This is a genomic window from Frigoribacterium salinisoli (assembly GCF_054781095.1).
Window position 1 is genome coordinate 833,054 of sequence record NZ_BAAGVB010000001.1, and the last position, 12,091, is coordinate 845,144.

The 12,091-nt window shown below is 72.3% G+C and carries 8 protein-coding genes and 1 other RNA gene; 3 read left to right on the forward strand and 6 right to left on the reverse strand.

Annotated elements, in window-relative coordinates; translation table 11 throughout:
• Positions 1–2 precede the first annotated feature (2 nt).
• The 5 genes from ACYVHQ_RS03925 to ACYVHQ_RS03945 form a co-directional block, all read right to left on the reverse strand.
• Positions 3–1,598, reverse strand: coding sequence for a glycoside hydrolase family 26 protein (locus ACYVHQ_RS03925; RefSeq protein ID WP_460510827.1), 1,596 nt, complete (start codon positions 1,596–1,598; stop codon positions 3–5).
• Complete coding sequence (locus tag ACYVHQ_RS03930) at positions 1,591–3,228, reverse strand: glycosyltransferase (protein ID WP_460511235.1); 1,638 nt, start codon at positions 3,226–3,228, stop codon at positions 1,591–1,593. The genes ACYVHQ_RS03925 and ACYVHQ_RS03930 overlap by 8 nt, the downstream gene beginning before the upstream one ends.
• 531 nt (positions 3,229–3,759) lie before the next feature.
• On the reverse strand, positions 3,760–6,705 hold the full coding sequence (locus ACYVHQ_RS03935) for a bifunctional [glutamine synthetase] adenylyltransferase/[glutamine synthetase]-adenylyl-L-tyrosine phosphorylase (RefSeq protein ID WP_460510828.1): 2,946 nt from the start codon (positions 6,703–6,705) through the stop codon (positions 3,760–3,762).
• 15 nt (positions 6,706–6,720) lie between these two features.
• The gene (locus tag ACYVHQ_RS03940) at positions 6,721–8,058 is read right to left on the reverse strand and encodes a glutamine synthetase family protein (RefSeq protein ID WP_460510829.1); all 1,338 of its coding nucleotides are present in this window, start codon (positions 8,056–8,058) and stop codon (positions 6,721–6,723) included.
• Between the two features lie 92 nt (positions 8,059–8,150).
• Positions 8,151–8,324, reverse strand: coding sequence for an SPOR domain-containing protein (locus tag ACYVHQ_RS03945; protein WP_460510830.1), 174 nt, complete (start codon positions 8,322–8,324; stop codon positions 8,151–8,153).
• Positions 8,325–8,371: 47 nt separating this feature from the next.
• Between ACYVHQ_RS03945 and ACYVHQ_RS03950 the strand changes: the two genes are divergently transcribed.
• From ACYVHQ_RS03950 to ppgK, 3 genes are read left to right on the forward strand one after another with little or no spacing between them, the layout of a single operon-like run.
• A complete protein-coding gene (locus tag ACYVHQ_RS03950; protein WP_460510831.1) occupies positions 8,372–9,862 on the forward strand; it encodes an ArnT family glycosyltransferase in 1,491 nt (496 codons plus the stop codon).
• 45 nt (positions 9,863–9,907) lie between these two features.
• Positions 9,908–10,771: a type I methionyl aminopeptidase gene (map, locus tag ACYVHQ_RS03955; protein WP_460510832.1), complete on the forward strand. Its 864-nt coding sequence runs from the start codon at positions 9,908–9,910 to the stop codon at positions 10,769–10,771.
• An 11-nt stretch (positions 10,772–10,782) separates the two neighbouring features.
• Entirely contained in the window at positions 10,783–11,544 is a 762-nt protein-coding gene (gene ppgK / locus ACYVHQ_RS03960) for a polyphosphate--glucose phosphotransferase (RefSeq protein ID WP_460510833.1), read from the forward strand.
• Positions 11,545–11,632: 88 nt separating this feature from the next.
• On the opposite strand, the gene rnpB is transcribed toward ppgK, so the two are convergent.
• Positions 11,633–12,012: RNase P RNA component class A (gene rnpB / locus ACYVHQ_RS03965), an RNA gene on the reverse strand.
• Positions 12,013–12,091 lie beyond the last annotated feature (79 nt).

Here is a 12,091-nt window from a genome sequence, read left to right on the forward strand (position 1 = left end):
GATCAGGACGTGGGGTCGAGGGAGAAGCCGGTGTCCGTGCGGCGGATGCCGACGCGGAAGGCCTCGAGGGAGTCGGCGCGCGAGTCCAGGCGCCAGTCGTTCGTGGTGCGGGTCTTCCCGTCGCCGTCGGCGACGATCGTCGTCGCGACGAGGTTGAAGTAGCCGAAGCCGATCACGTCGTCGTACTCGCCGGAGCCGAGCGCGTCGAAGAGCGACGACATCCAGCGCGCCTTCTCACCCGGGCTGGACACCGAGCCCCCGGACTCGCTCGCACCGACCTCGGCGAGCAGGATCTTCTTGCCCGGGGCCACGGTGCGCAGCTGGTCGATGGTCTTCGCGAACGTGCTCTCGAAGGTCGGCTTCGACCGCTCGTCGTAGGGAGGCCGGTAGTACCCGGTCATGCCGACCCAGTCGACGTACTCGGGGCCGGGCCAGAACTGCTCCAGGTACTCGGCCGTGTGCTTGGCGCCGAGACGGTCGACGCGGCTGGGGGCCCAGATCCAGGCCACGTACTCGTTGGCCCCGCGGGCCTCGAAGAGATCGTGCACGTGCTGCCACGCAGCGACGTAGTCGCCCTCCTCGTTGCCGTTGACGCCCGTCGACCAGGGGTACCAGGCGCCGTTCATCTCGTGGTCGAAGCGCAGGCCGAGCGGGAGCCCGTTCGCGACGATGTCGTCGGCGTAGCGCGTCAGGTACTCGTCGAAGTCGCCGTCCACGATGTGCGACAGCGAGTAGTCGGGCTGGTCGACCGCGTCGTTGCCGGACCGGAGGGGCTGCGACTCCCAGGTCAGCACGGGCAGGCGGCCCTCGGACCAGGCCCGCTGCACGGCGTCGGGACGGAAGTCCTGGTCGAAGCCCTGGAAGAACCCGACCATGTTCGTCTCGGCGCCCACCTTCTCGGTGATCGAGTCGTACGTCGACCAGTTGAAGGGCGCCTGTTCGGTGTACAGGCCGTAGAGGCGGTCCGTCGAGTCGGCGGCGAGGATCTCCGACAGGGGCGGAGCCGTGACCGGCGCGGGGCCGACGGGTCCCTGGTCGTCACCAGCGCCGCCGCCGGAGCCGGAGCCGGATCCGCTCCCGCTGCCGTTCCCGGCACCGTCGTCGGCTCCCGGGCCGTCCCCGGAGCCGCGACCGGCGGACCCGGACCCGCCGGCCGCGCCCGCGCCTCCTGCACCCGCGCCCCCCGAGCCCGCGGCCTGCTCGGCGGACCGCACCGCGGCCCGGGCGGACGCCAGCTGGGCCTCGGCCTCGGTGAGCGCCGCCTCGTTCGACCAGTTCTGCTGCTGGACCTCGGCGAGGCTCGCCTTGCTCTCGCTCAGCTGCCGTTCCGCGCTGAGCAGCTGGTCGAGCAGGGCGGACCGGTCGGCCTTGAGGGTGGACACCGTGGAGGCGGCCGGGCCGCCGACGGCCTGCTGCACCGCGGTGCGGACCGCGTTGTCACCGGGCGAGACCCAGATCAGCCAGGTGATCATGGCGAGGACGAGCGCCACGGCGGTGGCGCCCAGGGCCGTGCGGCGGGCGTTGCCCTCCGAGGCGGCCCACCAGGACCCCGTCTGCAGGTGGACGGGGGCGACGAACTGCTGCGTCGGCTCAGACAAGGGTCAGGACCTCCAGGGCGATGACGGCGGCGCCGATCAGGTACGGGAACCCGGCCTTCGGGTTCAGGCGGCGGCGCGCGGTGACGGGGTGGGCGGTGGGGGTGTCGTGCACGGCCCCCGGGGCGGCGACCTCGGCGACGCCGGCGGCGTCCTCCTCGGCGGCCGTCCGTGCGCTGCGACGGCTCGTCACGAGCACGGCCCCGGGGTCGTGGGCGGCGTGCAGGGCACCGGAGGCGCTGCCCCCGTCGGCCGGCTGCGTCGCGTCGTCCGCGTGGGACCTCCCCCCGACGAGGTCGTCGAAGGCGTCTCCCGGCGTCGCGTCGAACTGGCGCTCGAGGGCCGCGAGCGAGTCGTCCGGCAGGACGTCACCGGGGCGACCGGCCAGCTCGTCCTGCAGCGCGGCGTCGGCCGGACCACCGGCGTAGGCGCCGGCCCGCGTTCCCCACCCGCTGGCGTGGCCCATGCGGAAGAAGCCGATGATGCGGATCGGCATGAGGAAGAACGTCGAGACGATGATGAAGACGGGCAGCCGGAAGAAGTCCGACGGCTTCTCGGCGAGGTGCCGCATCTGCCGGATGGCCATGCTGAGCACGCTCGAGAGCACCATGAGGGCGACGATGGCGAGGAGCCCCGTGGAGACGCCGTACTCGTCGAGGATCCCCTGGTAGAGGTTCACGCCCTGGCCGGTCAGGCCGCGGTAGATCCACCCGCCGACGACGCCCAGGAGCACGAACGGCAGCACGATGTCCATGGCGAAGAACAGCGCCAGGACCGGCGCGTGGCCCAGCATCCAGGGCATCATCCGCAGGGTGTTGTACTGGCTTCCGCGTGCCCAGCGCAGCTGCTGCTTCCAGAGCTTCCGCACCTGGAGCGGCGCGTCCGTGTAGACCAGGCTCGAGTACTGGTACACGGTGCGGTAGCCCTCCTTGAGGGTGAGGTTGGTCAGCGTGCGGTCGTCGCTCACCTCGAGGAAAACGCCCATGAACCTCTCGTGCATGAAGCGGTCCATGACCCGCGTGAGGATCTCGCGACGGAAGGCGATGGTCCGACCGGGCAGGCAGCCGATCTGCCCGAGGACGCTCTGCGCCGGCATCGAGTAGAGCGCGCGGCTGTTCTCGAGCCAGTCGGCCCAGCGCGTGATCCAGCTGCGCTCGGGCTGCAGGATGCGCTGGCGCGTGGTCACGCCGCCCACGGTCGCCTCGGCGAAGGGGCGCACGAGCTCGCTGAGGGTGCCGGGCGTCCAGACCGTGTCGCTGTCGACGAGCACCGTGATGTCGCCGCGGCTCATCTCGGTGCCGATCATGACGGCGTTCCGCTTGCCGGGGATCGGCGTGTGGGTCCACCGCACGAGCGGACCGAACTCGTCGCAGACCGCGGCGAGCTCGGGGTTGGGGGCACCGTTGATGACGACGATGATCTCGCCCGGGCCCTGCTCGACCATGCGTCCGATCACGTCGCGGAAGAGGTCGAGCGGCTCGTCGACGACGGGGACGACGACGCTCGTGCTGCCGTGGAACTCCCCCGTGAAGGGTCGGTAGCGGCGCGAGAGCACGACCTTGAGGACCCACAGGAGCCAGATGAGCGCCGAGTACGCGGCGAAGAGATAGAGCTCGGGATGACCGCCGAGCATGTGCCTGATCTGCAGGATGAACGTCAACACGATGGACCGCCTCGAAGGGGGGATGGGGGGTGGATTCCGCGTCGTCGGGGAACTGGAGCATCGGGTGGCACTCATCCTGCGGGACGCCGCGAGTGCGAGCGACAGGTCGGTCTGCCCCGGGGCGCGCGACGCCGTCGCGGGGTACGCACTGGTCCCCCGGGTGCTGTCGGACAGAATGCCGACCGTCCCCCGACCGGGGGCCAGGCCGCACGCCGCCGAGGCCGGGGCCGCGCGATCGACCCACGGCACGACCCCGCCGCGGGGCAGGGAAGTGCTGATCAGGGGGTGGTGACGCACGGACGCGCGCTGCTCGCGCGGGATTCCGTCACGCGATCCTGGGCGAGGTGGCCGCTCAGGTCACCGACACGCGGCGACCAGGCGGCGCCCCTCGAACGGGGTACGCACCCTCAGGGACGGGGTACGTCCGCACATCCGCCCGACGATCTTGGCCCGACACGGTCGATCGACGCATCCCGGGCGTGTCGCCGGCCGCGGAACGCCTCAGACGGTGGGCGCGGGCGGGTCCTCGACGCCGTAGAAGCCCCGCTCGAAGACCGCTCGCGCGCGTCGCGTCACGCCGAGGTAGTCCTCCTCGAGGCGCGTCGCGGAGCCGGGCGGGTACTCGAGCAACCGCGCCACGCCCTCGAGCTGGCGGCGGTCCGTCGGCAGCACGTCGGCGGTCCGCGCGGTCCAGAGCACGACCGCCGAACGGGCGCGCGAGGCCAGCAGCCACGCCTGCCGCAGGAGGTCCGCGTCGCCGGGGTCCAACAGCCCCGCCTCCTTCGCCGCGGCCAGGGCCCCCAGCGTGCTCGGCGTCCGCAGCCCCGGTACGCGCGCTCCGTGCTGCAGCTGCAGCAGCTGCACGTACCACTCCACGTCGCTGAGGCTGCCGCGGCCCAGCTTGAGGTGCCGCGACGGCTCGGCGCCCTTGGGGAGCCGTTCCGCCTCGACCCGCGCCTTGATGCGCTTGACCTCGCGCACCTCCTGCTCGGCGAGGGCCTCGGGGTAACGGACCTCGTCGGCCAGGGCCAGGAAGTCGCGGCGCAGGGCCTCGTCGCCCGCGACGTCCCGGGCCCGCAGCAGCGACTGCGCCTCCCAGGTGAGCGACCAACGGGCGTAGTAGGCCCGGTACGACGCGAGCGAGCGCACGACCGGGCCGTTGGCGCCCTCCGGCCGGAGGCCCGCGTCGAGGTCGAGCGGCACCAGCGCGTCCGCCGTCAGGCGCGACATCTCGGCCACGATCTTCTGGGCGCGGCGCTGCGCCGTGTCGTCGCCCTCGGGCGCGCGGTGCACGTAGAGGACGTCGGCGTCCGAGCCGAAGCCCAGCTCGGCACCGCCGTAGCGGCCCATCCCGATGACGGCGAGCTCGAGGTCGTCGACGCCCCGGCGTGCGAGCTCGAGGGCCCCGGTCACGGCCGCGGTGGTCACGGCCGTGAGCCCCGCACCGAGGTCGTCGATGTCGACGAGGCCCAGGATGCCCCCGAGGGCCAGGCGGAGCACCTCGCGCCGACGGGCCTGACGGAGCACGGCGGCGGCGGCGTCCACCGAGTCGTGCCGCGCGACCGTCGCGCGCGTCTCGTCGAGCAGTTGCTGCAGGGGACGGGGCCGCAGGTCGGCGTCCTGCTCGAGCCAGGCCGCGGCTTCCGGGATCTTCTCCAGCAGGTCGGCCACGAAACGCGACGACGAGAGCACGGTCGTGAGCCGGTGCGCGGCGCCCGACGAGTCGCGCAGCATGCGCAGGTACCAGTACGACTCCCCCAGGCCGTCGCTGAGGCGGCGGAAGGCCAGGAGGCCCAGGTCGGGGTCCGTGCCGTCGGCGAACCACTGCAGCATGGCCGGCAGGAGGTGGCGCTGGATGCTGGCACGGCGCGACACCCCGCCCGTGAGCGCGGCGAGGTGCTTCAGGGCGCCCTTCGGGTCGGCGAACCCGATGGCGGCCAGGCGGGCGGCGGCCTGGTCCGAGCTGAGGGCGAGGTCCTCCTCGGGGCGCGCCGCGACGGCCGAGAGCAACGGCCGGTAGAACAGGCGCTCGTGCAGGGTGCGGACCCGGCGTTGCACGCCCCGCCACCGCTCGACGAGCTCGCGCCCGTCGCGGGCGAGCCGCGTGGATCGCGCGAGGGCCCGCAGCTGGCCCTCGTCCTCGGGCATGAGGTGGGTCCGGCGCAGCGCGGAGAGCTGGATCCGGTGCTCGAGCAGGCGCAGCAGGCGGTAGTCGGCGTCGAACTCGGCGGCCTCCGCACGCCCCACGTACCCGCCGCGGGCCAGGGCCCCCAGGGCGTCGAGGGTCGCCCGCTGGCGGACCGCCTCGTCGGCCTGCCCGTGCACCAGCTGCAACAGCTGGATCGTGAACTCGACGTCGCGCAGGCCGCCGGGGCCGAGCTTCAGCTGCCGGTCGGCCTCGTCGGCGGGCAGGAGGTCGGTCACCCGCTCCCGCATGCGCTGCACCGACTCCACGAAGTTCTCGCGCGACGCCGCGGACCACACGAAGGGGGCGAGGCGCTCCACGTACCGCGCACCGAGCCCGGGGTCGCCCGCGATCGGCCTCGCCTTGAGCAGGGCCTGGAACTCCCACCCCTTCGCCCAGCGCTCGTAGTAGGCGACGTGGCTGTCGAGGGTGCGGACGAGCGCGCCGTCCTGCCCCTCGGGACGCAGGTTGGCGTCGACCTCCCACAGGCCGGGCTCGGGGGCCAGCTCGGACACGACCTTGACCATGCCGATGGCGAGCCGCGTCGCGATCTCGACCGCGCGCCCCTGCTCGAGCCCCTCGACGCCCTCCGCGACGTGCACGACGTCGACGTCGCTGAGGTAGTTGAGCTCGCGCGCCCCCGTCTTGCCCATGCCCAGCACGGCCAACCGGGTGCGGGCGACGTCGGCCTCGGGGAAGGTCAGCTCCCGCCGCGCGACCTCGATCGCGGCGTCGAGCGCCGCCCCCGCGAGGTCGGCCAGGCCCGCCGCCACCACGTCGAGGTCGCGGACGGCGTCGCCGCTCTCGAGGTCGAACACGGCGATCCGCAGCAGGTGGTGCCGGTAGCGCACGCGCAGCGCGACGCGCGCCTCCGGTCCCGTCAGACCGTCGACGCAGGCGCGGAGGTCGGCCGCGTACGCCGTGCCGTCGGAGGGGCGCTCGCAGGGCAGGGCCAGGACGTCGAGCTGCTCGGGCCGTCGGACGAGGAACTCGCCCAGGCCCGACGAGGCTCCCAGCACGCGCAGGAGGCGGGGGCCGGCTCCGCTCTCGAGCAGGCCCACCACGCGCCCCTCGTCCCGGTCGAGCAACGACCGCAGGTCGCGCAGGGCCGAGTCGGGGTCGGGCGCGTCGGCGAACGACGCCGTGACCGCGTCGAGCGCGGGGGCACGCTCCCGGAGCTCGTCGAGCAGGGCACGGCTCGACGCGAGCTCGGCGAAACCGAGCCGGGCGAGGTCCGACAGCCCTGTCGACGAACGCGGCACGTCAGCGGCGGGCGGTCAGAGGATCTCGAGGTTCGAGCGCAGCTCGAACGGCGTCACCTGGGCCCGGTAGTCGCGCCACTCCTGCCGCTTGTTGAGCAGCACGTAGTTGAACACCTGCTCGCCGAGCGTCTCCGCGACGAGCTCGCTGTCCTCCATGATCGAGAGGGCGTGGTCGAGGCTCGCGGGCAGCTGCCGGTAACCGAGGGCACGGCGCTCGGCGTCGCTGAGGGCCCAGACGTCGTCCTGGGCCTCGGCGGGCAGCTCGTAGCCCTCGTCGATGCCCTTGAGGCCGGCGGCCAGCATGAGCGAGAAGGCGAGGTAGGGGTTCGCCGCCGAGTCGATGGCGCGGTACTCGACGCGGGACGAGTTGCCCTTGTTCGGCTTGTAGAGCGGCACGCGCACGAGCGCGGAACGGTTGTTGTGGCCCCAGGTGGCGAAGCTGGGGGCCTCGTCGCCGCCCCAGAGGCGCTTGTAGCTGTTGACGAACTGGTTCGTCACGGCCGTGATCTCGGGGGCGTGCCTCAACAGGCCCGCGATGAACTGGCGCCCCGTGCGCGACAGCTGGTACTCGGCACCCGGCTCGTAGAAGGCGTTGCCGTCGCCCTCGAAGAGCGACATGTGCGTGTGCATGCCCGAACCGGGGTGACCGGAGAACGGCTTCGGCATGAACGTCGCGTAGACGCCCTGCTCGATCGCCACCTCCTTCACGACGGTGCGGAAGGTCATGATGTTGTCGGCCGTCGTCAGGGCGTCGGCGTAGCGCAGGTCGATCTCGTTCTGGCCGGGCCCGGCCTCGTGGTGGCTGAACTCGACCGAGATGCCGAGGTCTTCGAGCATGCGCACCGACCGCCGACGGAAGTCGTGCGCCGTGCCGCCGGGGACGTTGTCGAAGTAGCCGGCCGAGTCGACGGGGACCGGCCCCTCCGGACCCACCGAGCTGCTCTTGAGCAGGTAGAACTCGACCTCGGGGTGCGTGTAGAAGGTGAACCCACGGTCGGCGGCACGGGCGAGCGTGCGCTTGAGCACGTTGCGCGGATCGGCCACCGCGGGCTGGCCGTCGGGCGTCGTGATGTCGCAGAACATGCGGGCCGTCGGGTCGACCTCGCCGCGCCACGGGAGGATCTGGAACGTCGTGGGGTCCGGGTGCGCGAGCACGTCGGCCTCGTAGGAGCGGGTCAGCCCCTCGATGGCCGACCCGTCGAACCCGAGCCCCTCGGTGAACGCGCCCTCGACCTCGGCCGGCGCGATGGCCACCGACTTGAGCGTCCCGATCACGTCCGTGAACCAGAGGCGGATGAACTTGACGCCGCGCTCCTCGATCGTGCGGAGCACGAAGTCCCTCTGCTTGTCCATGCGTACGGCCCTTTCGTCCAGCGACCACGGTAGTGGACGCCGCGCGGCTCGGCTGAGCGCGACCCGTGCCCGGCACGGGTCGCGTCAGGTGGTCAGCGGTCCTCGGCGTCCTCGGCGTCCCACGCCTCGTTGCGGGACCGGATGCGGGCCAGGGCCTGCTCGGCCTCGGCACGCGTCGCGTACGGGCCGGCGCGGTCCACCGCGGGTGACTGCTTGCCCTCTTCCACCTGGTGCGTGGTGAGGTTGAACCAGAACTCGGATGCCATGCGGGCAGGCTACTGGGGGCGGGCGGGTGCATGGCACAGTTGTCGACGTGAGTTCGCCCGTCGTCGCCCCCCACCGTGCCCGCTCCCCGAAGGGGGACGGTCTCAGGACGTTCTTCGACGCACCGGCGACCCGGGTCCTCGTGCTCGTCCTGGTCTTCGCGTGGGGTGCCTACCAGTCGTTCTGGCTGCTCGACGCGGCGGCCGTGCAGGTCGACGAACCCATCTACGTCGACGCCGGCGCCCAGTACCTGGAGGGTGACTTCGCCCCCAACCGGGAGCACCCCCCGACGGCGAAGTACCTCATGGGGCTCGCCCAGCTCGTGCTCGGCGACGGCCTCACGGCCGGGCGCGTCGTGCCCGCTGCCGTGGTCGTCCTCGGCGGCATCGTGACGTTCCTCTGGCTCCGGCGCGAGATCGGCTGGTACGGCGGCCTCGTCGCGGCCGGCGCATGGATGACCACGCCGCGCGGCATCGCGGGTGACCCGGTCCGCATCGACCGGTTGGCCCTCCTCGACCCGGTCATGGTGTTCTTCGCGGTCGCTGCCCTGGCGGCGGCATGGACGTGGATGCGCACCGGGCGATGGCCGTGGGTCGCGCTGGCGGGCGCCCTCATGGCCCTGTCCGTCACCTCGAAGGTCTCGACCGCGGTGGTCCTGCCCGCCTTCCTGCTCTTGCCCCTCCTGCACCGTCGGTGGCGGGACGCCCTCGTCGGAGGGCTCATCTTCGTCGCCTCCTTCGCCGTGGTCTTCGTCGTCGCGTGGGCCCCCATGGGACTCGTCTCCGCCATCACCTACATGCTCGACTTCCAGGGCGAGCACGCCGCCGCGGGTCACTGGGTCTCCGTGGCCGGGGAGCGCTACAGGTTCCCGCCGTGGTGGGCGGACCTCTACTTCCAGGTGGCGGGCACGGGCGTCCTCCTGACCGCCGTCCTCGCCGCGGGCGTGGTCCTGGCGCTCGTCCTCCGGCCGGACCGCCTGGTGGCCTACATCGGCAGTGTCGCCGTCCTCCTCCTGGCCTTCTACCTGGTCTTCTCGGCCATCTCGCTGCCCGCCTACTACTACGCCTGGATGTGGCCCGTGACCGCCCTGGCCGCGATCGGCTACGCGCGGGCCTTCCAGGCGGGACGCCCCCTGCTGCTGCGCCTCCTGTCGGTCGCGCTCGTGCTGGTCCTCGCGTTCTGCTCGGCCCGGCTGAGCGTCAGCGTGGCGGCCCAGGAGCCCCGGGGCATCGCCCTCGTCGAGTCGACCCTCGAGGACGCGGGGCTCGACGCACCGCACGTCCTCACGGGCCAGCTGCGCCCGCTCACCGTCGAGGTGTACCTCGGGGACGAGGCCAGCGCCGATCCTGCGGACGGCCCCTTCGACGCCCTCCTGCTCGGCACCGACTCCCGGTTCCCGCTCGACGACGAGCTCCGGGCCCTCCTCGACGAGGCGCCCGACGAGTTCGAACGGGTGCAGATCGACGACGTCGTCCTCTACCTGCCGGACGGCGAGCTCGTGCGCACGGGGGACGGCTTCGACGTCGTCCCCCAGGGGTGACCGGCGGGCGGGCGGCGTCCGCGCCGCTCCCCTAGGCTGGTCGGCATGCCCAGGGACGAGAACGGCCACCTGACCGCCGGCCGGGTCGGCCCGATGCGCGCGGTCCCCGCCTCGATCCCGCGTCCGGAGTACGTCGGCAAGCCCGGTCCTGCTCCGTACACCGGTGGTGACGTGCACGACGCCGAGACCGTCGAGCGCATCCGTGCGAGCGGCCGCCTCGCGTCCCAGGCCATCGACGCCGCCGAGGCCGCGATCCGCCCGGGCGTGACGACCGACGAGCTCGACCGCATCGTCCACGAGTTCCTGGTGTCGCACGACGCCTACCCCTCGACGCTGGGGTACCGGGGGTTCCCCAAGTCGTCGTGCACCTCGGTGAACGAGGTCATCTGCCACGGCATCCCCGACGACACGGTCCTCGTGGAGGGCGACCTGATCAACATCGACGTGACGGCCTTCAAGGACGGCGTGCACGGCGACCTGAACCGCACGATGGTCGTCGGCGAGGCACCGCAGACGACCGTCGACCTCGTCGACCGCACCCGGGAGGCGCTCCGCCGCGGCGTCAAGGCCGTCGCACCGGGACGACGGGTCAACGTCATCGGTCGCGCCATCGAGTCCTACGCCGCCCGCTTCGGCTACGGGGTCGTGCGCGACTACACGGGCCACGGGGTCGGCCCGGCCTTCCACTCGGGACTGATCATCCCCCACTACGACGCCCCGCAGTACGACGACGTGATCGAGGTCGGCATGGTGTTCACCATCGAGCCCATGCTCACCCTCGGCGGCATCGAGGCCGACGTCTGGTCGGACGACTGGACCGTGACCACGCGCGACAGGAGCCTCACGGCCCAGTTCGAGCACACCCTCGTCGTCACCGAACGCGGTGCCGACATCCTGACCCTCTCCTAGGAAGGCCCACCGTGGCACGCAAGGCAGTCGGCATCGACATCGGCGGCACCGGCATCAAGGGGGCGATCGTCGACCTCGACTCCGGCGAGCTCCTCACCGACCGCATCAAGAAGGACACCCCCAAGGGCGGCGAGCCCGACGACATCGTGAGCGTCGTCAAGGACATCGTCGAGGAGCTCGCCGTCGACGAGACCGACCTCCCGGTGGGCGTGTGCTTCCCCGCCGCGATCATGGACGGCAGGACTCTCTCGGCCGCGAACGTGTCGAAGAAGTGGATCGGCTTCGAGGCGGAGCGCCTCTTCGAGACGACCCTCGGTCGATCGATCCACTTCGTGAACGACGCCGACGCCGCCGGCTATGCCGAGACCAGGTTCGGCGCCGCCAAGGGCGTCGACGGCCTGGTCGTCATGACGACGCTCGGCACCGGGATCGGGACGGCGCTCATCCACGACGGCACGCTCATCGTCAACGCCGAGCTCGGGCACCTCGAGATCGACGGCAAGGACTACGAGACGAAGGCCTCCTACGCAGCGAAGGAGCGCGACGAGATCAGCTACGAGCACTGGGCGAAGCGGCTGCAGAAGTACTACTCGCACCTCGAGGCGCTCCTCTACCCACGCCTCATCATCGTCGGCGGCGGCGTCTCGAAGCACCACGAGAAGTTCCTGCCCCTGCTCGACCTCCGGGCGCAGATCGTCCCGGCGGAGCTCCGCAACAACGCCGGCATCATGGGCGCGGCCGCCCTCGCCGCCGAGAGCGCGCCCCAGCGCTGAGGCACGGGCCGTCAGGAGGACGACGAAGGGCCGGAGGCCCGGTGCGGGGATCCCTGCACCGGGCCTCCGGCCCTCCGCCACGTGAGCGCGAACGGGTCGACTGGTACGCCGGGTTCTGTCCCGGCACCCGAGGGTGCCATCGACGGCCATCTCTCTCGGCGACACGTTGCCGTGCCGCTCCAGCGGTCTACCCGAGGACTCGGCGAGCAGCCTCATCGTCCTCTGTCTGACCTTGCTCCGGGCGAGGTTTGCACAGCCGGCCAGTCACCTGGACCGCTGGTGGTCTCTTGCACCACCGTTTCACCCTTGCCCCGTGCGCCTCGCGGCGCCCGTGGCGGTCTGCTCTCTGTTGCACTGTTCTCGCGGGTCGCCCCGGGTGGGTGTTACCCACCGCCCTGCTCTGTGGAGCCCGGACGTTCCTCGGCACCGCCGGCGGACCGGCGGCGACGCGACCGTCTCGTCGGCCCGTTCGCACGGGACAGCCTAGCGGTCGCGCGTCCCCCTCACCTCCGACCCCCCGCAGTTCCAGGAGCGACTCCTGCGCGAG